Below are 21802 nucleotides of genomic sequence, written 5' to 3' on the forward strand. Positions count from 1 at the left end.
TCCGTTGACCATCACCTCCCCTCTTCGCCGCGAGTGGTTCGGCAATATCCGTGGCGATGTGCTCGCCGGTCTGGTCGTCGCACTGGCGCTGATCCCCGAGGCGATCGCGTTCTCGATCATCGCCGGCGTCGATCCCAAGGTCGGCCTGTACGCCTCGTTCTCCATCGCCGTGGTGATCGCCTTCACCGGTGGCCGGCCGGGCATGATTTCCGCCGCCACCGGGGCGATGGCGCTGGTCATGGTCACCCTGGTCAAGGAGCACGGGCTGCAATACCTGCTCGCCGCAACCGTGTTGACCGGCGTGCTGCAGATGGCCGCCGGGGCGTTCAAGCTTGGCAGCCTGATGCGGTTTGTGTCGCGATCGGTGGTCACCGGTTTCGTCAACGCGCTGGCGATCCTGATCTTCATGGCCCAGTTGCCCGAGCTGACCGGCGTGCCATGGACGGTGTACGCGATGACCGCCGCCGGGCTGGCGATCATCTACCTGTTCCCGTACCTGACCCGTGCGATTCCGTCGCCGCTGGTCGCGATCGTGGTGCTGACCGTCGTCGCGGTCGTGCTGAAACTGGACATCCGCACCGTCGGCGACATGGGCGAGCTGCCCGACAGCCTGCCGATCTTCCTGTTGCCGGACGTGCCGCTCAACCTGGAAACGCTGTGGATCATCCTGCCGGTCTCGGCCACCTTGGCGGTCGTCGGCCTGCTGGAGTCGCTGCTGACCGCGCAGATCGTCGACGAGCTGACCGACACCCCCAGCGACAAGAACCGCGAATGCGTGGGCCAGGGCGTGGCCAACGTCGCCACCGGATTCATCGGCGGGATGGCCGGCTGCGCGATGATCGGCCAGTCGGTGATCAACGTGAAATCCGGTGGCCGCGGTCGCCTGTCGACGCTGGTCGCCGGTTCGGTGTTGCTGATGATGGTGGTGTTTGCCGGACCGTGGGTGAAACAGATCCCGATGGCGGTGCTGGTGGCGGTGATGATCATGGTCTCCATCGGCACCTTCAGCTGGTCGTCGATCAAGAACCTGCGCCATTACCCGACCACGTCCAGCATCGTCATGCTCGGCACGGTGGTGGTCACGGTGTTCACCCACGACCTGGCGCGCGGGGTGCTGACCGGCGTGCTGCTGTCGGCGCTGTTCTTCGCCCGCAAGGTCGGCCGCGTGCTGCACGTGGCATCGGTCGCCAATGACGATGGCGACGCGCGCAGCTACGTCGTGACCGGCCAGGTGTTCTTCGCCTCGGCCAGCGCATTCACCGCCGGCTTCGATTTCCGCGAGGTGTTGCAGCGGGTCAGCATCGACGTCTCCAACGCGCGCTTCTGGGACCTCAGTGCCGTCGGCGCGCTGGACAAGGTGGTGATGCGTTTCCGCCGCGAGGGGACTACGGTGGAGGTCATCGGCCTGGACCAGGCCAGCGCCACCCTTGTCGACCGGCTGGGCGTGCATGACAAGCCCGACGCCGAGCGCCTGATGGGCGGCCACTGAGGAGAACGCCGTGATGAGCCAGACACCGACGTTTGCCGAGCGCCGCGTGCTAGCCGCGGTCGACGTGTCCGGTTATGCCGCCAGCGTCGCCGCGCATGGTGGTTGGGCGGCATCCCGGCTCGGAGCGCCGCTGGAACTGATGCACGCGATCGATCGCGAGGCCGCGCCGGTCACCATCGACCTCGCCGGCAACCTGTACCTGGGCACCCAGGAAGACCTGCTGGAAGAGATGACGCTGCTGGACGAGCAGCGCGGCAAACTCGCCCAGCAGCGCGGGCGGGTCATGCTGGAGCAGGCACGCGGGATCGCCGAAACGCACGGCGCCGCGGCGACCGTCCGTCAACGCCATGGCCCACTGGCGGACACCCTGCTTGAGCTGGAGGACGAGATCCGGCTGTTCGTACTGGGCAAGCGCGGCGAGAACGCCGACTTCGCGCGCGGCCATATTGGCAGCAACCTGGAGCGTGTCATCCGCGCCGTGAGTCGCCCGGTTCTGGTGGCCCCGCGTGCATGGCGGCCGATCCAGCGATTCATGATCGCGTTCGACGGCAGCGCCACCACCCGCCGTTGCGTCGAACTGGTATCTGCCAGCCCGCTGCTGCGCGGACTGCCGTGTGACGTGCTGACGGTCGGCGATGCGGCCGAAGTGCAGGCCGAACCGATGCAATGGGCGCAGGCACAACTGCAGGCCGCCGGCTTCTCACCCCGGATGCATGCCGTGCCCGGCGCACCGGAGAACGTGATTGCCGAACAAGTCGCCGCGCGCTCCATCGACCTGCTGGTGATGGGCGCCTACGGCCACTCCCGCATCCGCAACCTCATCGTCGGCAGCACCACCACCCAGGTAGTGCGCAACTGCCAGATCGCGGTGCTGCTGTTGCGTTGAGCGGTGAGTGTGTTCACCCGCGATGGCGGTGGTGTATTACGCCTTCGGCTAATACACCCTACGTTCCGGCACACCCTACGTTCCGGGCCCGCGGATCTAGGGCGCAATAAGCGAAGCGCATTGCGCCGCCCTGACCCCCACACACCTCCGGATCAACGCAATCGCCCGTGACCCAACACCTCCCGATTGCTTCCGGGCTCGTCATGACCGGCGAGTGCCGCAACGTACTCCGGCGAACTCGACAGGTTGTTGTGATCCGCTTCGGCAATCCTGACCACCGTCGCCACGCCCGCAGGAAATGCATCGGCCAGACGCTGCGAGCTCTCATTGGGGAGGATCCGGTCATGGCCCGCAATGATGATCGTGGTTGGCATCTGCAGGTGGCTGACATACCGCCAGGATTCATATTTATCCTGCAGCAGAAGTCGTGTCGGAAACCATTTGAAGCGTTCGGCCGCCAGCTCCAGCAGGCTGTTGTAAGGGGTGACCAGGACCAGCCGCTCGATGGATCTTGACGCGGCAACCTGGACCGCGATTCCGCTTCCCAGGCTGCGTCCGATAATGGAGACCCGTGGATGCTGTTTGGCCACCTGATCAAACAAGACCATCGCATCCGAGACCAGCGCGTGTTCCGCCGGAGTTCCCGTGCTTCCTCCATAGCTGCGGTAATGCATCGCATAGATGGCGACATCCGGGAACGCCTGGCTCAATAGCCCGATCGTTTGGGATACATCTTCCGCGTTGCCACCGAAATACAGTGCGGCCCGGTCGCTGTCGATGCCGTTGGTGGATACCAGAACCTGCGCATCGGCCCGGTGCAGGGTGATCGTGGGCGTGTCGACGCTGCGGTTGGTGGGGTAGTAGATGTAGGAGCGCTGGGACAGGTAGAGCAGCCCGCAGATGGCCAAGTAGATCAAGCCGATCAGTACCGCGCCAGTCGCCAATGTTTTTGAAACTTGACTCATGGGAACCTGATGTCGCTCGTACTTGCCCCGCGGGCCTGCCTGTTCCGCTCAGGAATAGGGATGGGCGCGATGACTGATGTAGAGGGCACTGCCCTGTAGGTCGAAGATCAAGTTGAAGTGCCTCAGGACGTCCATCCCCATGACGCTCATTTTCTGCGTTCCAACAGAGCCGGCGAAGAATCCGACCGGAACGTCCTGAAGCGAAGTGGTGCCAAGGGCAAGCACGGGCAAGGTTCCTTTGTGGACTTCAATGTTGTTCCCGAAAGAGTCTTTCAGGCTGCTGGTTTCCGTAACATCTATTTTCTCCTTCAGGCCCGTTCTCGCGGAAAATTCATCGTCGAGAAGAAGGCCCCCGGAATAGCCGGAGTGGACCAGAAACCGGTGCTTGTATGGCTGTCCCGCGAGGGTCAGCTCGGCTTCGACAAACAGGAGGTCGCCATTCGATGTGTCCAGATCCAGCCGATGCCACTGCTGTGCTTTTGCGGGCAAACTGTCATGGGTGAGGATGATGTTTCGGGCAAAGTCGATTTCAATCATGCGGCCCTGAAAAAAATCCCATCCGAACTTGCCGTCGGTGGCGACGCCGGAATTCTTGTCTTCCCAAATGGTGATGTCGTCGCGATGGAACGATCCGATCGTGATGTCGTTGCCCACGCTTACCCGGGAATCGGATTCGCCACCCCAGCTTTTAACGGAATGGGTGTCTGTAAAGACAATCCCGGACGAAGCGGCGACTGCTTCTTCCGTCAATGTGACATCGGAGCTCGCCGTGTGGAGCATCAGGTTGACTGAGTCGGCGCCATTCAAGGCTGCCCTGACAACGATGTTGTTGTGTTCGTTGGCCGTGAACGGAATGATGGTGCTGCCGGCATTGGCGTAGCCAGAGATGACCGTTACAAGTACCAGGAAGGCGGTGCTGGATCGAATGGAATTACGCATGCTCCGATACTCCCATGCCGCCAGCGTCGGCGCGAGCGTGGCGACGTCGTAGCAACGCGTGTCGGCAGGTACGCGGTGCGCGGCGCCCGGTAGAATGACCCGATGGATGTTTCCCACCTGCTTGACGCGCTCAACCCGGCGCAGCGCGAGGCTGTCAGCGCGCCGCCCGGTCACTATCTGGTATTGGCCGGCGCCGGCTCGGGCAAGACCCGCGTACTGACCCACCGCATCGCCTGGCTCAACGAGGTCTTCGGGGTGCCGACCCACGGCATCCTGGCGGTGACGTTTACCAACAAGGCGGCGGCCGAGATGCGCCACCGGGTCGATGCGCAGTTGCGCAACGGCGCGCGCGGGATGTGGATCGGCACGTTCCACGGTCTGGCGCACCGGCTGTTGAGGCTGCACTGGCAGGAGGCGAAGCTGCCGGAGGCCTTTCAGGTGCTCGACTCGGACGATCAGCTGCGGCTGGTCAAGCGCGTGGTGCAGGGGTTGGAGCTGGACGACACCCGGTTCCCGCCGCGCCAGATCGCGTGGTGGATCAACGCGCAGAAGGACGAAGGACGTCGGCCGCAGCATCTACAACCCGAGCCGGGTGACCAGTGGACCGACGTCATGCGCCGTTGCTACGAGGCGTACCAGGAGCGTTGCGAGCGCGCCGGGCTGGTCGATTTCGCCGAGCTGTTGCTGCGTGCGCACGAGCTGTTGCGCGACAACCCGGCGTTGCTGGCGCATTACCGCCACCGTTTCCGCGAGATCCTGGTCGACGAGTTCCAGGACACCAACGCGATCCAGTACGGCTTCATCCGCCTGCTCGCCGGCGACAGCGGCAAGGTGTTCGCGGTCGGCGACGACGACCAGTCGATCTACGGGTGGCGCGGCGCGAAAGTCGAGAACATGCAGAAGTTCCTCAAGGACTTCGGCGCGAGCGGCGTGGGCGCGCAGACGATCCGGCTGGAGCAGAACTACCGCTCCAGCGCGAACATCCTGGACGCCGCCAACGCGGTGATCGCGCACAACCCGGACCGCCTCGGCAAGCAGCTGTGGACCGATAGCGACCGCGGCGAGCCGATTGACCTGTACCAGGCCTACAACGAGATCGACGAGGCGCGCTTCGTGGTCGAGCGCCTGCGCCAGTGGGTGCGCGACGGCGGCAGCCACGGCGATGTCGCGATCCTGTATCGCAGCAACGCGCAGTCGCGGGCGTTCGAGGAAACCCTGCTCGGCGAGCAGGTGCCGTACCGCGTCTACGGTGGTCAGCGCTTCTTCGAGCGCGCCGAGATCAAGGACACACTCGCTTACCTGCGACTGGTCGCCAACCGCAACGACGACGCCGCGTTTGAGCGCGCGGTCAACACGCCCACGCGCGGCATCGGCGAGCGCACGCTGGATGAAGTGCGACGCCGCGCGCGGGCCGACGGTGCGCCACTGTGGGTCGCCGCGGGCTGGCTGACTACCGAGACCCTGCTGGCCGCGCGTGCGCGCAACGCGCTGGCCGGTTTCATCGCCCTGGTCGACGGTCTGGATACCGACATCGTCGAGATGCCGTTGCAGGAGAAGATCGACCACGTGCTCGAACGCTCCGGGCTACGCGAGCACTACGCGCGCGAGTCGAAGGGCTCGCTGGATTCGCGCACCGACAACCTCGACGAGCTGGTCTCGGTCGCCGCGCGTTTTGTCCGCAACGACGAGGACGACGTGGCGGCGATGCCGGAGCTGGTCGCGTTTCTCAGTTACGCCTCGCTGGAGGCCGGCGAAGGCCAGGCCCAGGCCGGTGAGGACGGCGTGCAGTTGATGACCCTGCACAGCGCGAAGGGGCTGGAGTTTCCGCTGGTGTTCCTGGCTGGATTGGAAGAGGGCCTGTTCCCGAACAACAAGTCGATCGAGGAAGCCGGCCGGCTGGAGGAGGAGCGCCGCCTCGCGTATGTCGGCATCACCCGCGCCCGCGAGAAACTGGTGCTCAGCTACGCCGAGGCGCGGCGCATCCACGGTCAGGAAATGTACGGGGTGCCATCACGTTTCCTGCGCGAGATCCCCGCCGCATTGCTGCACGAGGTGCGCCCGAAGCTGCACGTCTCACGGCCGATGTTCAACAGCGCGCCGCGCCGGGACTACGGCCACGCCGCGATGGAGACGCCCGCGTTGCCATTGGGCGCGAATGTGCGCCACGCCAAGTTCGGTGCCGGCGTGGTTACCGACTTCGAAGGCGGCGGGGCACATGCGCGGGTGCAGGTGAACTTTGATGACGTGGGTAGCAAGTGGCTGGTGCTGGCGTACGCGAACCTGCAGCCGGGTTGAGCGCTTGCAACTCGTTTGCGGCGACGCGAGCGATGATTGCCATCGGGGACAGGGGACGGGAACAGCGGACAGACATGGAGCTTTTGGCGCGTGAGCGCGAGGGGGTCTTGTGCCAGGTAGTTTTCAACTGGCAGGGGCAATGGTCGGGCGCCAGGACATCGACAGATGCCCGCCGTGATCGGCGCCTTCGGTGAAGCCAAGGCGCCGGTACAAGCGCTTGGCACCGGCGTTGTCGCAGCGCACGTGCAGATGCACGCCACACCCGCGCTCGCTGGCCTCGCGCTGGGTATGCGCGATCAGTGCGCCGCCGACGCCTTGCCGTCGCGTGCCCGCGCACAGGCTGATATCAACGACGACATAGTCCGGCGCTCCGCGGAACAGGTAGTAGCGTCCAACCGGTTCGCCGTGCTGTTCGACCAGCAGGAAATCGGCGCCGTGGTAATGGTCGAGGTAATGCGCGTGTTGCACCGCGAACTGGCTGTCGGCAAATGCCTGCACCGCCGAGGGCGGCCATTGCAGAGGCGCCAGTTCTTCGGCGCGCAGGGACTGGTACAGCTGCCGCAGGAACGGCAGGTCGGCATCGCACGCCGGGCGTAGCGCGATGCCGCGTTGGTGCAGCACGCTCGGCACGGTCGGTTCGATGCCGGCCGCTCCGCTCGGGAACGGTGGCGGCCGGCTCACCAGCGACGCATCAGTCGAACTGGGGGAATGCGCCCTCCAACGCGATGCAGAAACTCACCGCGAGGTAGGGCTGCCGGTTTTCGTGCGGCTGGCCGCCGCCGCTCGGGCTGATCAAGTCCGGCGCAAATCCCACTGCCGGACCGGTCTCGGCAAACGGCGCGCTGGCCGTGGGGTTGGATAGCGCGCTGCCGCTGGACGGGCCGCTGGTGCGCTTGCTCGTGTCGGCTTGCGTGTACGCGGTGAGGCCATGCTGATGCGCCGGCATCTCGCTTGACGTCAGCGTCACCGACGGCGCGCCGAATGTCTCGCCCGCGACGCGATGGGACAGGCCGGGCGCCTGGCCCTGGTTGCAGGCCCCGCGGCCGGTCAGGTTGGGCAGGGCGAACGTGGTCTGGCCGTCACCCCCGTAGGTGGTGCCAATCAGCGCGAACAGCGAGCTGTTCTGCTGGATGCGCAGCAGCGCACCGTTGCATTGCGCCCAGCCGGGTGGCACGAAGTTGAAGCCAAAGACCTGAATCTCGCCAACGAATGGTTGGGTCATGGAAAATCCCCTGATTGATGGACCGCGACATGCGCGGTGTGCGCCTTCACGGCGCTTGAGCCGAAGTGGGTCAGTTTTTCGACGGGAATATGCCTGCCCACGCAATGCAGTACTGCACGGTCAGCGTTGGCATCAGGTTGTCGTGTGGCTGGCTGCCGCCGGTCGACGTGACCGAAGCCGCCGCCATCGCCATCGCCAGTGGCGTCGCTCCGCTGAGGTCGGACACGTACATGGTGTCGGGACTGATTCCGCCCAGGCAAAGCGTCGCTGCCGGCATGGTCGCGCTTGCGGCCGTACCGGTGGCGCCGAGCAGGTGCGTGTGCGCAGGCAACTGGCTGGCTACCAGAGTGACGCTCTCACTGCCACCGGACTCGCCGATGACCCGCGGCGTGAGGCCGGGTCCCCTGCCGTTGTGCAGCGGCACCCGGCCGCGCAGGTCGGGCAGCCCGAACGTGCTCTGGCCATCGCCGCCGTAGGTGGTGCCGAGCAAGGCGAACAGGACCTCGCTCTCGGCGATCGACTGCAGGCTGCCGTCGCAGGAAAACCAGCCGCTGGGGACGCGGGAGAAGCTGAACAGCCGGATCTCTCCGACGAAAGGTGTGCTCATGGTCCGTACTCCATTGTGGACGTGTGGCGCGGGGCCTGGATGGCCGGGACGCGTCAGCTGCGCGAGGGGAAGATGCCCTGCAGCGCGATGCAGAAATTGATCACCTGGTACGGCTGCATGTTCTGATGCGGCTGGCTGTTACCGGCCCCGGCCAGGCTGCCACCAGCCAGTGGCACCCGGGCGGCGCTTGCGGGCGCATACAACGCGCTCGAGTTGGCTCCATAGAGGTTTTCGAGCGGAAAGCGCGAGGTGCCGGCGGCACTGGTGCCCTGCAACTGGTGGCTGTGCGAAGGCAGATTGGTGGGGATCAGGGTGACCGATTCCACGCCGCCCGCCTCGCCGATCGGATGTGGCGCCGGTTGCCACGACGGGTCCGCCGATGGCAAGGCACCCACGGGCACCCGTCCCTGCAGGTTGGGCAGCGCAAAGGTGGTCCGCCCATCGCCGCCGTACTGCGTGCCAAGCAAGGAAAACAACGCGGTGTTCTGGCTGATCGGCATCAGCTGTCCATTGCACAGGGCAAAACCGCGCGGCGCGAAATTGAACGCCGTGGTCATGATCTGCCCGAGAAAGACTTCACTCATCTCCATCCCCCTGGTTGATACGGTCCGTCATGGGCCGTCGGCGCACTTTCCCCTTCAGGTTTGTAAATGGCAACAGGGAATTTGCGTCGAAGCGGTATTGACAGTCGATCATAAACCTGAAATCAGCACTATAAACCGTGACCCGTTCCTGTTTTAATGGCCCGAATTGGGGAGCAGCCGGCCGAGTGCCGATGTCTGCGCAATGGAATCTCGACAACACCGATGCGTTCGGTGGCGGGTCCGTCGATCGACGTCACCCGTACTCAGGGGAACAACTCATGCAGCAGCAGGCAGCGCAGTACGCCGGCACGTCGACGATTTCGCGCGCCCGCAGATCACCATGGATGGTGACATCACGGTGGCTGGGCAGCTTGGGTCGCTGGAAGCGTTGGCTGGCAGTGTTGTGCCTGGCCTTCGGCATGGCCGGGCCTGCCTGGGCCACCTGCACCTCGCCGGAGGTCCAGTCGATCGCCTCCGGAGCCAGCGCCACCTTCGGCTGCAACGACTCGGTTGGTTTCGATCACACGCCCGTCGTGGCCCCCAGTCACGGCTCGCTGGCGTTTGGAGGAGTCCCCACCAACGTTTACGCGGTCATCTATACCAACGACGGCGGCGGCGATCTGTCCGACACGTTCGTGCTCTACGACTATGAACTCTCGGCCCAGGTCACCTTCAACGTCACGATCGGACCCGCCACCAGCCCGATAACCATCAGTCCGGCAAGCCTGCCGGCCCCGGCGGTCGGGGTCGCCTACAGCCAACCCCTGAGCGCCTCCGGCGGCACCGCGCCCTACACCTACTCGCTGGGGTCGGGGACGATTCCGCCGGGAATCTCGGTGTCGTCGACGGGAGTGATTTCCGGCACCAGCACGGCCTCCGGCCCGCACACGTTCACCGTCAACGTGTCCGATTCGACAACGCCCACGCCGATTACGACGAGCAAGAGCTACTCGGTCACCATCGCCGCCCCGGTGCTCGACCTGACCCCGGATGCGCCGGACGCCGGCGTCGTCGGCGTGGCGTACAACCTGCAGTTCGCCAGCTCCGGCGGCACCGCCCCCTACACCTATCAGGTCGAGGGCGGCCTGGGCACCTTGCCGCCCGGCCTGAGCCTGTCGTCCTCCGGCCTGGTCAGCGGCACGCCGACCGCCGCGGGCACCTATACGTTCTCGCTGCGCCACGACGACAGCACCAGCAGCTCCACCGGCGGCGACCATTTCCGCGCGCAGATGGTCTCGATCACGATCGACAACGCCTCACCCCCGGATGCACCGACCATCGGCACCGCCACCGCCGGAGATGCCCAGGCAAGCATCACCTTCACCGCGCCAGCCGATGACGGCGGCTCCGCGATCACCGGCTATACCGTCACTTCAAGTCCCGGCAGCATCACGGCCAACGGCCCGGCCAGCCCGATCACCGTGACCGGCCTGACCAACGGCACCGCCTATACCTTCGCTGTCACCGCCACCAACAATGCCGGTACCGGTGCCGCGTCGGCGCCCTCCAACAGCGTCACGCCGATGGCACCCATCCCGGTACCTGAGGTGACGTCGATTGCCCCCGACACCGGCAGCACTGCCGGCGGCACGACGGTGACGATCACCGGCAGCGACTTCGCCGGCGCCACGGCGGTCCGCTTCGGCGCGGCCAATGCGATCGGCTTCACCGTCGCCAGCGCAACCTCGATCATCGCCACCGCGCCTTCGGGCAGCGCCGGCAGCGTGGATGTCACGGTCACCACCGCCGGCGGCACCAGCGCCACAGGCGCGCAGTCCGAGTTCACCTATATCGGAGCCCCGGTGGCCAACCCGGTCAGCGCCACCGTCGCCCATGGCAGCGGCGCCAATCCGATCACCCTGAACATCACCGGCGGCACGCCCACTTCAGTGGCCATCGGCACCGCCGCGAGCCACGGCACTGCGGTCGCCAGCGGTACCACGATCACCTACCAACCCGATGCTGGCTACGTCGGCCCGGACAGCTTCACCTACACAGCCACAAATGCGAGCGGCACTTCGGCCCCGGGCACCGTCAGCATCACCGTGAGTGATCCAACGCTGGGGCTGACACCCGCCAGTGGCACGCTGCCACTGACGTATGCCGCCCCCGATTCGCAGACGTTCACCGCCAGTGGCGGCACCAGTCCCTACAGCTACGTGCTGAACGGAACCCTGCCCGAAGGCCTCAGCTTCAATACCCTTACGGGTGTGCTCGCGGGCGCGGCGACCCAGACCGGCAGCTATCCTGTCGTGGTCACGGCCACCGACGACAGCACCGGCAGCGGCGCCCCGTTCTCGATCACGCAGAGCTACACCGTGGAGGTTGCCGCGCCCAGCATCGTGCTGACGCCTGCATCGCTGCCCGCCGGTTCGGCCGGCACCGCTTATCCGGCCACCAGCTTTAGTGCCAGTGGTGGGGTGGCGGCGTACAGCTACGCCGTCACGGTCGGCGCCCTGCCGGCGGGCCTGGCGCTATCCTCGGCGGGGCAGTTGTCCGGTGTGCCGACAGCGGCGGGCAGCTTCTCGTTCACTGTCACGGTCACCGATGCCTACGGCCAGATCGGCGCCCGGGCCTATGTCCTTGGCATCGACGTGCCCACGCTCACCCTGAGCCCGGCCACGCTGGCGAACGCCACCGCCGAGACCGCTTACAGCCAGACGCTGACCACCAGCGGCGGCGTGGCGCCTTACAGCTACGCCATTACCAGCGGCGCCTTGCCGGCCGGCCTGAGTCTCGATGTCAGTACTGGCCTGATCGCCGGCACGCCGACTGTCAGCGGCAGCTTCAGTGTTGGCGTCAGGGTCACCGACGCGAGCACCGGCGCCGGTGCGCCGGCATCCGTCATGAGGACGTATTCCCTGGCTGTCGCGGCGCCAGTCATCTCGATCACTCCGGCCAGCCTGCCGGCCGCCCAACAGGCTGCGGCCTACAGCCAGGCGCTCACCGCCAGCGGTGGCGATGGCAGCTACAGCTTCACGGTGACCGCCGGCGCGCTACCGGCGGGCCTGAGCCTGGCAGGCAATGGCTTGCTGGCCGGCACGCCGAGCGTATCGGGTAGCTTCGGCTTCACGGTAACCGCCAGCGACGGCCTGAACTTCACCGGCACGCAGGGTTACACGCTGGCGGTCGCCATCGCCGCGCCGGTGGCCGTGGACGACAGCGCCAGCACGTCCGCCAACCAGCCGGTCACCATCGCGGTGACCGGCAACGACGGCGGACCGATCGCCAGCATCGCCTTCGCCAGCGCACCGGCCCACGGCACCGCGACGGTGAACGGGCTCGACGTGGTCTACACCCCGGCCACCAGCTTTTTCGGCAGCGACACGTTGACCTACACCGCCACCGGAGCAGGCGGCACCTCCGCGCCGGCGACCGTCACCATCACGGTGACGCCGCTGGCCGTGCCCACGGCCGTGGCGCACACCGCGACCACGCTGGCCGGTACGGCGGTGACGATCCATGCCACCGAAGGGGCGACCGGCGGTCCGTTCACCGCCGTGACCCTGGCCAGCGCGCCGGCCCGCGGCACCGCCATCGTTTCCGGGGAGGACATCGTCTATACCCCGACCATCGATGCCGCAGGTCCGATCAGCTTCACCTACACGCTGAGCAATGCGTTCGGCGCGTCGCCGCCGGCCACGGTCACGGTGCAGGTCCACCCGGTGCCACAGGTCGTGGCGCAGACGGTAGACGCCATCGCCGGCACCATGGTGCAGGTGGAGCTCACCAGGCAGGCAACAGGCGGCCCGTTCACCGGCGCCGAACTGCTCTCGATCTCGCCGACCTCGGCCGGCACCGGCGCCATCGTGAAGGGCGCCGATGGCTATCGACTCGATTTCGCCGCCGCCGCGACGTATGTGGGCGCGGCACGGGTCAGCTTCACGCTCAGCAATGCCTATGCGACCTCGTCAGTGGGCATCGTCACGGTGAACGTGACTGCGCGGCCGGATCCCTCGAAGGACGCCGAGGTGCTCGGCGTGCTGGGCGCGCAGGTCCAGGCCGCCCGCCGTTTCGCCACCGGCCAGATCGGCAACTTCCAGCAGCGACTGGAACATCTACACAGCAGTCGTGGCGGCGCCGCCGGTTTTGACAGCGGTTTGTCGGTGGCAATCGACCAGCCGTGTGGCGATCGCGACTGGCAGGGCGTTGGCAGCGTTTGCCCACGTCCGCTTGGCGACGAGCAGGCACCGGTGCGGAATCCGAAGGCCGTGGGTGCTTCGCCCAACGCGACATCCCGCTTGTTCGGGATATGGACCAGCGGCGCGATGCGATTCGGCGACTACGATCCGCGACGCGGCGCCAGCGGCTTCGAGTTCGAGACCAGCGGCGTCAGCCTCGGTGCCGACTACCACCTCGCCCCGGACTTCGCGCTGGGCGGCGGCCTCGGCTATGGCCGCGATGTCAGCGACATCGGCGAGCACGACAGCCGCAGCGAGGCCGATGCCTGGAGCGCCGTGGTTTACGCCAGCTATCACCCCGGCGACCACTTCTATCTGGACGGCTTGATCGGCCACCAATGGTTGTCGTTCCAACTGCGCCGCCATGTCACCGCCAATGGTGCCCAGGTGCGCGGCGACCGCGATGGCCAGCAATGGTTCGCATCGCTGGCTGCCGGCTATCAGTGGCAACGCGCGCAATGGGGCGTCACGCCCTATGCGCGCCTGGACGTGGCACAGGCGACGCTGGATGACTACGTCGAGCATGGCGATCCGGTGTACGCGCTGGCCTTTGCCGAGCAGGACATCGACACCACCACCACCGGCCTCGGCGTGCGCGTGGATTACCTGCACGAACGGGAGTGGGGCACATTCGCCCCGCAATTGCGGCTGGAATACCAGCATGACATCGAGGCCGACAGCCTGGCGGCGATACGCTACGCCGACTTGCCGATGGGGCCGATCTACCGCGCCGGCATCGACGGCTTCGATCGCGACCGGCTGGTGATCGGGCTCGGTGCGGGGTGGAGCACGGTGAACAACTTTGGCTTGAGGCTGGAGTACCGCAGCATGCTCGGTAACAGCGGCGCCGATGACCAGGCGGTGACGCTGCAGGTCGAGAAGAAATACTGACGGCGACTACTTCGGATGCCACTTGTCGTCGTCGCCTTTTTCATATTTTTGTTTGACTGCGGACGGGGATGACGACACCGGATCGCTCAAGTCCCCGGGCGCTGCGCCGGCCGGGGCTCGGAGACCTCGCGGCCACCCTGGGCGCGGCCGGCCATCTCTGCGCCGGCATCGCGGGCCAGGCGCGTCATCATCCATACCGAGCTGGCGGAGATCAGCCCGACGGTGAGGAAGGCGAAGCCGAAGTTGATCGCCGCGTCCATCGGCTGCCCGGTGGCGGCGCTGGACACCGCCAGTGCATAGCCACCGATGGTGACGCCGATCGCCAGCGAGACCTGCTGGGCCATGGCGGCGAAACTGCTGGCCGGTGCCATGCGGGCGGAGTCGACGTCGGCATAGATGATCGCGTTGAGGCTGGTGAACTGCAGTGAGCGGAAGCACCCGCCGATCAGCAACACGCTGATCACCAGCGGGTAGGGCGTATCGGCGCGGAACAGGCCGAAGCCGCACAGCAGGAACGAGGCGATCAGCGCGTTCACCACCAGCACTCGCCGGAACCCGAACCACTTGATGATCCGTGGCGCCATCGACTTCATGAACATCGAGCCGACCGCGGACACGAAGGTCAGCAATCCGGATTGAAGCGGGTTCAGGCCGAAGCTGAGCTGGAACATCAGCGGCAGCAGGAACGGCATCGCACCGACACCGATCCTGAAGATCGACCCGCCCAGCACGCCGATGCGGAATGTCGGCAACCGCAGCAAGTCCAACTGGATCAACGGGTGCGGGTGCTTGCGGGCGTGGAATACATACAGAGTCAGCGCGATCAGCCCGACCAGCAGGCAGCCCAGCGCGGTTGACAGGTTGACCAGGTGCCGGCCCAGGATGGAAAAGCCGAAGATCGTCAGCGCCAGCCCGCTCGACGAGAGCGCAAAGCCCAACCAGTCCAGCGGGCGCACCGGTTGTTTCAACATCGGGATGTGACGCCAGGCCATGTAGATGCCGAGCAGGCCGATCGGCAGGTTGATCAGGAAGATGAAGCGCCAGTGGCCGTACGTTGTGATCAGCCCGCCCAGCGGAGGGCCAAGCATCGGCCCAAGGAGCGCAGGGATGGTCAGCCAGCTCAGTGCCTGCAGCAGCCGGTCCTTGGGGATTGAACGCAACAGCACCAACCGTCCTACCGGCACCATCATCGCGCCGCCGGCGCCTTGCAGGAACCGCGCGGCCACCAACTGGCCCAATGAGCCGGCGATGGCGCAGGCAAGCGAGCCGAGCAGGAACACCCCGATGGCGACCATGAAAGTAGGCCGCGCGCCAAAACGGTCCGCGATCCAGCCGCTGATGGGGATGAACACCGCCAGTGCCAGCATGTAGGTGGTCAACGCCAGCCGCAGGCTCACCGCCTCCACCCCCAGGTCCGCCGCAATCATCGGCAGCGAGGTGGTGATCGCGGTGGAGTCCATGTTCTCGATGAACAGCGCGGTCGCGACAATCAGCGGCAGCAGGCGTTCACGTCTCATGCTGGATCTGTCAATGCAGTCCGGTTATCGCGTTGGGAGAGCAGCCTGGACAAGGGGTCATCTGAACGCGCTCAGTCCCATTCAAACAACTCCCAGTACACCGGCGACACCGGCGAACCGTCGTCGGGCTTGCCATCGTCGTTCTCGTCCCGCAGGTAATAGGTCGGGCCGCGCGCGGGTGTGACCTTGATCACCTTGAGCTGGCCGGCCACCCGGTATTCCTCGATTACGTCGCCGTTGGTCTCCACCCGTTGGGTAACGACCGGGTTCTCCAGCATCGCGGTGGGGTCGTCGTTGATGGCGGTAGTGGCGCAGGCGGCTGGGAGCAACAACAGCGCGAGAAGCAGCGGCGACAGGATTTTCATCGGAGGTGCCTCTTGGCTGGGAGCCCACAGGGTACCTGCCGGCGGGTATTGGTGTGGTGATCGAGCCAGCGGTTTGCGGCCAGGCCGGCCCCGGACCGGGACACGTAGAATCAGGGGCATGAAAAGACTCGTCCTGATCGATGGTTCCAGCTACCTCTACCGCGCCTTCCACGCGCTGCCGCCGCTCACCAACGCCGATGGCGAGCCGACTGGTGCGCTGTTCGGGGTGGTCAACATGCTGCGCGCGACGCTGAAAGAGAAGCCCGATTACGTGGCGTTCGTGATCGATGCGCCCGGCAAGACCTTCCGCGATGACCTGGACGAGCAGTACAAGGCCAACCGTCCGCCGATGCCCGACGACCTGCGCCCGCAGGTGCAGCCGATGTGCGACATCGTGCATGCGTTGGGGATGGACATCATCCGCATCGATGGGGTCGAGGCCGACGATGTGATCGGCACTCTGGCAGTGCAGGCCGCCGATGCCGGCATCGACGTGACCATCTCCACCAGCGACAAGGATTTCGCCCAACTGGTGCGAGCGAGCCATGACGACGACGGTGCGCCGCGCGCCGGTATCGCGCTGGTCAACACCATGAGCGGTAGCCGGCTGGACAGCGATGCCGGCGTGATCGGCAAGTTCGGAGTGCGGGCCGACCAGATCATCGATTACCTGGCGCTGATGGGCGACAAGGTCGACAACATTCCCGGCGTCGACAAGTGCGGGCCGAAGACCGCGGCCAAGTGGCTGGCCGAGTACGGGACGCTCGACGGCGTGATCGCCCATGCCGATGGTATCAAGGGCAAGATCGGCGAGAATCTGCGCGCGGCGCTGCCGCGGCTGCCGCTCAACCGCACCCTGACCACGATCAAGCTGGATGTCGACGTGGGGCGTGCGCCGGACGATCTGGTCCTGCGCGATCAGCACGTGGATGACCTGCGCGGCTTGTACGCGCGTTATGGCTTCAAGCAGGCGCTGCGTGATCTGGAAGGCGGCCCGGGAGACGCCGCGAGCGACACCGGCAGCGTGCGCAACACCGCCGCCGGTTACGCGCGCAGCAGCAACGCAGCGACTGACGTGCCAGACCCGGCGTTGGCAGCGCCCGGCGAGTACGAGTGCGTGCTGACCCGCGCGCAGCTGGATACGTGGGTGGCGAAGCTGCAAGCCGCCGACGAGTTCGCCTTCGATACCGAGACCGACGCGCTGGACGCGATGCGCGCCAACCTGGTCGGGCTGAGCTTCGCGGTCGAACCCGGACGCGCCTGCTATATCCCGGTTGGCCACGACTACCCCGGCGCGCCGGCGCAGTTGCCGCGTGAGGAAGTGCTGGACGCCCTGCGGCCCGTGCTGGGCGATGCCGGCAAGCGCAAGCTTGGCCAGCACGGCAAGTACGACCTGCATGTGCTGCGGCGGCACGGGGTCGAGGTGCGTGGCTACGCCGACGACACCATGCTGGAAAGTTTCGTCTTCAACGCCACCGCCAGCCGTCACGACATGGACTCGCTTGCCCTGCGCTATCTGGGCTACCAGACCACCAAGTACGCCGACGTCGCCGGCAAGGGTGCCAAGCAGATCACCTTCAACCAGGTCGCGATCGACGATGCCAGCGACTATGCCGCCGAGGACGCCGACATCACCCTGCGGCTGCACCGCGTGTTGTCGGCCAGGCTGGGCGAGGTGCCCGCGCTGGAGAAGGTCTACCGCGAGATCGAGATCCCGCTGGTGCCGGTGCTGGAGCGCATCGAGGCCAACGGCGTGCTGGTCGACGCCGACGAACTGCGCCGGCAGTCGGCCGATCTGGGCAAGCGCATGCTCGCCGCCCAGCAGAAGGCGACCGAGCTGGCCGGACGCACCTTCAACCTGGACTCGCCCAAGCAGGTCTGCGCGTTGTTGTTCGAGGAGCTCAAGCTGCCCGCGCTGGTGAAGACGCCCAAGGGCCAGCCCTCGGCCAACGAGGAGGCGCTGGAGGCGATTGCCGACCTGCACGAGCTGCCGCGGGTGATCCTGGACTACCGCAGCCTGGCCAAGCTGCGCAGCACCTACACCGACAAGCTGCCACTGATGGTCAACCCCGACACCGGCCGCGTGCACACCAGCTACCACCAGGCCGGCGCCGCGACCGGCCGGCTGGCGTCCAGTGATCCGAACCTGCAGAACATCCCGATCCGCACCGTCGACGGCCGCCACATCCGCACCGCCTTCATCGCCCCGGAAGGCCGCCGCATCGTCGCCTGCGACTACTCGCAGATCGAACTGCGGATCATGGCCCACCTGTCGGGGGATGAGGGCCTGCTGCGCGCCTTCGACGCCGGGGTCGACATCCACCGGGCAACCGCCGCGGAAGTGTTCGGCAAGACCATCGAGGAGGTCAGTGGCAACGAGCGCCGCGCCGCCAAGGCGATCAACTTCGGCCTGATGTACGGCATGAGCGCGTTCGGCCTGGCCAAGCAGCTGGATGTCTCACGCGGGGAGGCGCAGGACTACATCGGCCTGTACTTCAGCCGTTATCCGGGGGTGCGCGAGTACATGGACCGCACCCGGCAACAGGCGCGCGAGCAGGGCTTTGTCGAGACCGTGTTTGGACGCCGGCTGTACCTGGACAACATCGACGCGCGCAACCAGGGCCTGCGGGCCGGCGCCGAACGCGCGGCAATCAACGCGCCTATGCAGGGCACCGCGGCGGACGTGATCAAGCGGGCGATGATCGACATCCACCAGTGGCTGGCCGCCTACGCGGACCGGGCGTTGATGATCCTGCAGGTCCACGATGAGCTGGTGTTCGAGGTCGATGCCGACTTCGTGGACACGTTGCTGGCCGAAGTTCCTGCGCGAATGACCGCCGCGGCGGAATTGCGGGTGCCGCTGGTGGTCGACAGCGGGATCGGCATGAACTGGGACGAAGCGCATTGATGGCGGTTCCAACCGGCCGGTTGCTGTCGCGGCGATCGATGAGACGACGCCGAAATCGGAGTTAACCGCGAATAGAGAGGGTTAACTCCGCCGAATGCCAACTTCGGCAAACTGGAATTCAAATTTGTGAATTAACGTGATTTTAACAGCACGTTTGCCGACGTTGTTCGTCTGAATCACTCCTGAACTATTCCATCGCCCCGGGTCCCATCTTCACGAACCATCCATGTGATTAGTGGTCATATGCTCGCGACAGGTGCAACGCCTGTCGCTGATCTCTCCCTCCCCTGGAGTGATCTCGGAGCGAAGACCCCTCCCCAGGTCCCGCTCCACCAGCCTCACCGGCCCCCCTGCCGGTGGGGCTTTTTTTTGCTTGGCATTTGACGGATGGCGGTGTGGTGAGGCTCTGACTTTGCCGACTGCGGACGTCCATGCCCGCTGTGCGCAGCATGCGCTCAGGACGTCGGGTCGAACACCAGGTTGGACTCGACTTAGCGGTCTCATCGGTACAGTTGGAGCTGGCGTTCGCATGCGCCGTGCTTTGGATGTCGCGGCGGCGCTCGACGATTGGCAGGTAGGTGTTGAGGAAACCGTTTCCGGCGTGAGCTGATAGGCGAAGTCACTTCGAACTCCTCGCGCAGGTTATCGAAGAACAGACCGCCGACGCCGCGTGCCTCGCCGCGATCGAGGCCAGATTGTGGCCAAGTAACTTTCGGCATTTAAGGGAAACTACCCCTTGACCCGCCCGTTAATTTTGTGCTAAGTATGTCGCCGCACATGATGTGCTGCAGTTAGTTTGCGCTCCAACTTTCGCGTGATGCGCAAGGCAAGGCTTGGGGGGAACATGATGTTCAAAAGGGGAGTGGTGACCGCGGTTTTTCTGTTCGGGGCATTGGGCGCAATGAATGCTGCCCACGCACAAATTTCAATGACTCGATCTCAGGCAGATCCAGCGAACAAGCTGTTCAGGATGGTCGCACCTGATGGGACCATCGTTGCGGCCGACGGCGAGACTAGGCGTTTTTTTATTGAAACTCCGGGTGGTGCATCGTTCGAGTTCACTTTCGACCAAGCATTGGCCGCGGCGGAGTCGAACCCGTCTGAGCGCATCAGGCTGAAGGCAGATTTTGAAGCCGCATTGGCCGATGCAAAACTGGCGAATTATTCGTATGCCTACCGGCGGGAACTGGGGCCATGTCAGCCACCCCCAGGCAAGATCTTTTGTGAGATTCAGCCTTTTGCCGCGCCCACCCCCAATCAGTCCGCTTTCGCGGACCCCCCTGAAGACGACGAGGACGAAGAAACCCACGACTTGGACAAAGTGTCGGTCACTGCACGCCGACCAAATATAATGACTGGTGGAGCCGGGAGCGGGTGGGGTTACCGGCCTGGTGGCATTGTCTATGGAAATCCCCACAGCGGGGGTTCAGCCGAGGCCGAGCAGTTCCAGCGTTGTTGGGCAGAGGATTACGACGATTTCAAAAGTAATCGCGCCGACTCTTGTTTCACTGCAAATGTCACAGCTGCTACGACGATCGGATTAATGTTCATCGCTGGTGATGCATGTCTATTAGCGGGGGGAACGCTGGGTGGAGGAGGCGTCACCCTAGCTGGCTGTGGAGGTGCAGTCATTGTTTATGTTGTTTCCTTGGTATCGGCGGTCCACTACGATAATAAATGTTTGGCCGAATATACTGCGCCGGCACACTGCCAATGACGCGTCTCCAATTTATTTTACTTCTTTCGCCGCTCATGTTTTTAGTCGGGGCCGGTGTCGCCCTATATATCCATAAACGCAAGCCAGAGTGGCAGCATTCAAACGCAATGTTTTGTTGTGGGTTTTTGTGCGGCATTGTCTTCATGGCGGCAGCTATGATTTTCATGTCCAGAATCGATTTCGGTGCGAACGAAGTCAGGAGTGACGGTAGACAGGACGACCGCACTGCGCCGCGGACGGCAGATCCCCACCACGTTTGCAGAAAAGAAGTTGAGGCGATCTATGCCAGCTCGGTCAGCCAGTCGCGCGGTTTCAGGTACTCGACCAGCCGCGCCTCGGGGCTGCCCGGCTCGGGGGTGTAGCCGTACTCCCAGCGCACCAGTGGCGGCAGGCTCATCAGGATCGACTCGCTGCGTCCGCCCGATTGCAGGCCAAACAGGGTGCCGCGGTCGAGCACCAGGTTGAACTCGACGTAGCGGCCACGCCGGTATAGCTGGAACTGGCGTTCGCGCTCGCCGTACTGGCAATGCTTGCGGCGCTCGACGATCGGCAGGTAGGCGTCCAGGAAGCCATCACCCACGGCCTGCATGTAGGCGAAGTCGGTTTCAAAGTCCTCGCTGAGGTCATCGAAAAACAGCCCGCCGATGCCGCGCGTCTCGTTGCGGTGCTTGATGAAGAAGTACTCGTCGCACCATTGCTTGTGGGCGTCATACCGGGACTGGCCGCCGAAGGGTTCGGACAGCTCGCGGGCGGTGCGGTGCCAATGCAGGACATCTTCGTCAAAGGGATAAAACGGGGTCAGGTCGAAGCCGCCCCCGAACCACGAAGCGACGGTTTCGCCATCGCGCATGGCACGGAAGTGGCGGACGTTGGCGTGGGTGGTTGGCAGATACGGGTTGCGCGGATGGAATACCAGCGATACCCCGATGGCGCGCCAGGAGGCCCCGGCCAACTCGGGCCGCGAGGCGCTGGCGGACGGCGGCAGCCGGGTGCCGGCCACATCGGAGAAGCCGATGCCGGCCTGCTCGAAGACCGCGCCATCGCGAAGTATCCGGGTGCGTCCACCGCCGCCCTCGTCGCGGGTCCAGGTGTCCTGGACGAAGCTGGCACCGCCATCGGCTTGTTCAATGGCGGTGCAGATGCGGTCCTGCAGGTTGGTGAGGTAGCCGCGGACGCGGTCGAAATCGGTGTCGGATTCGGCAGGGTTCGGTTTCATCCGGCCATTCTAGTTGAGCG

The 21802-nt window shown here is 65.3% G+C and carries 15 protein-coding genes and 1 pseudogene; 6 read left to right on the top strand and 10 right to left on the bottom strand.

The window, feature by feature from the left end:
• Positions 1-4 precede the first annotated feature (4 nt).
• Both ACW7G6_RS07140 and ACW7G6_RS07145 read left to right on the top strand, forming a co-directional pair.
• A complete protein-coding gene (locus ACW7G6_RS07140) occupies positions 5-1489 on the top strand; it encodes a SulP family inorganic anion transporter (protein ID WP_456978007.1) in 1485 nt (494 codons plus the stop codon).
• A 13-nt stretch (positions 1490-1502) separates the two neighbouring features.
• On the top strand, positions 1503-2375 hold the full coding sequence (locus tag ACW7G6_RS07145) for a universal stress protein (protein ID WP_456997895.1): 873 nt from the start codon (positions 1503-1505) through the stop codon (positions 2373-2375).
• A gap of 152 nt (positions 2376-2527) precedes the next feature.
• Here the strand turns inward: ACW7G6_RS07145 and ACW7G6_RS07150 are convergent, their stop codons facing one another.
• Together ACW7G6_RS07150 and ACW7G6_RS07155 are read right to left on the bottom strand one after the other, a co-directional pair.
• Positions 2528-3340 carry an alpha/beta hydrolase gene (locus ACW7G6_RS07150; RefSeq protein WP_456978009.1) on the bottom strand — a complete coding sequence of 271 codons (813 nt, stop codon included), beginning with the start codon at positions 3338-3340 and terminating at the stop codon, positions 2528-2530.
• A gap of 48 nt (positions 3341-3388) precedes the next feature.
• Positions 3389-4279: a hypothetical protein gene (locus tag ACW7G6_RS07155; RefSeq protein WP_456997896.1), complete on the bottom strand. Its 891-nt coding sequence runs from the start codon at positions 4277-4279 to the stop codon at positions 3389-3391.
• 102 nt (positions 4280-4381) lie between these two features.
• Here ACW7G6_RS07155 and uvrD point away from each other — a divergent pair, with 102 nt between their 5' ends.
• Positions 4382-6574 carry a DNA helicase II gene (uvrD, locus tag ACW7G6_RS07160; RefSeq protein ID WP_456997897.1) on the top strand — a complete coding sequence of 731 codons (2193 nt, stop codon included), beginning with the start codon at positions 4382-4384 and terminating at the stop codon, positions 6572-6574.
• 123 nt (positions 6575-6697) lie between these two features.
• Here uvrD and ACW7G6_RS07165 read toward each other — a convergent pair whose 3' ends face one another.
• The 4 genes from ACW7G6_RS07165 to ACW7G6_RS07180 form a co-directional block, all read right to left on the bottom strand.
• Positions 6698-7255 (bottom strand): N-acetyltransferase family protein, encoded by a 558-nt coding sequence (locus tag ACW7G6_RS07165; protein ID WP_456997898.1) that lies wholly within the window; start codon positions 7253-7255, stop codon positions 6698-6700.
• A 10-nt stretch (positions 7256-7265) separates the two neighbouring features.
• A complete protein-coding gene (locus ACW7G6_RS07170; RefSeq protein WP_456978013.1) occupies positions 7266-7796 on the bottom strand; it encodes a phage tail protein in 531 nt (176 codons plus the stop codon).
• 70 nt (positions 7797-7866) lie between these two features.
• Positions 7867-8403 (bottom strand): phage tail protein, encoded by a 537-nt coding sequence (locus tag ACW7G6_RS07175; RefSeq protein ID WP_456997899.1) that lies wholly within the window; start codon positions 8401-8403, stop codon positions 7867-7869.
• A 53-nt stretch (positions 8404-8456) separates the two neighbouring features.
• Positions 8457-8987, bottom strand: a complete 531-nt coding sequence (locus ACW7G6_RS07180) for a phage tail protein (protein WP_456978015.1) — start codon at positions 8985-8987, stop codon at positions 8457-8459.
• A gap of 191 nt (positions 8988-9178) precedes the next feature.
• Between ACW7G6_RS07180 and ACW7G6_RS07185 the strand changes: the two genes are divergently transcribed.
• Positions 9179-14059: a putative Ig domain-containing protein gene (locus ACW7G6_RS07185; RefSeq protein WP_456997900.1), complete on the top strand. Its 4881-nt coding sequence runs from the start codon at positions 9179-9181 to the stop codon at positions 14057-14059.
• A gap of 86 nt (positions 14060-14145) precedes the next feature.
• On the opposite strand, the gene ACW7G6_RS07190 is transcribed toward ACW7G6_RS07185, so the two are convergent.
• Both ACW7G6_RS07190 and ACW7G6_RS07195 read right to left on the bottom strand, forming a co-directional pair.
• Positions 14146-15576 carry an MFS transporter gene (locus ACW7G6_RS07190; protein WP_456978017.1) on the bottom strand — a complete coding sequence of 477 codons (1431 nt, stop codon included), beginning with the start codon at positions 15574-15576 and terminating at the stop codon, positions 14146-14148.
• A gap of 71 nt (positions 15577-15647) precedes the next feature.
• The gene (locus ACW7G6_RS07195) at positions 15648-15941 is read right to left on the bottom strand and encodes a DUF2782 domain-containing protein (RefSeq protein WP_456978018.1); all 294 of its coding nucleotides are present in this window, start codon (positions 15939-15941) and stop codon (positions 15648-15650) included.
• A 118-nt stretch (positions 15942-16059) separates the two neighbouring features.
• Here ACW7G6_RS07195 and polA point away from each other — a divergent pair, with 118 nt between their 5' ends.
• Positions 16060-18849, top strand: a complete 2790-nt coding sequence (gene polA, locus ACW7G6_RS07200) for a DNA polymerase I (protein WP_456978019.1) — start codon at positions 16060-16062, stop codon at positions 18847-18849.
• Between the two features lie 503 nt (positions 18850-19352).
• On the opposite strand, the pseudogene ACW7G6_RS07205 reads toward polA, so the two are convergent.
• A pseudogene (locus ACW7G6_RS07205) lies at positions 19353-19532 on the bottom strand (coproporphyrinogen III oxidase); the annotation flags it as partial.
• A gap of 113 nt (positions 19533-19645) precedes the next feature.
• Here ACW7G6_RS07205 and ACW7G6_RS07210 point away from each other — a divergent pair.
• Complete coding sequence (locus ACW7G6_RS07210) at positions 19646-20566, top strand: hypothetical protein (protein ID WP_456997901.1); 921 nt, start codon at positions 19646-19648, stop codon at positions 20564-20566.
• A 280-nt stretch (positions 20567-20846) separates the two neighbouring features.
• On the opposite strand, the gene hemF is transcribed toward ACW7G6_RS07210, so the two are convergent.
• On the bottom strand, positions 20847-21782 hold the full coding sequence (hemF, locus tag ACW7G6_RS07215; RefSeq protein WP_456978021.1) for an oxygen-dependent coproporphyrinogen oxidase: 936 nt from the start codon (positions 21780-21782) through the stop codon (positions 20847-20849).
• Positions 21783-21802: the final 20 nt, after the last annotated feature.

This window comes from Lysobacter sp. A421, from assembly GCF_054052145.1.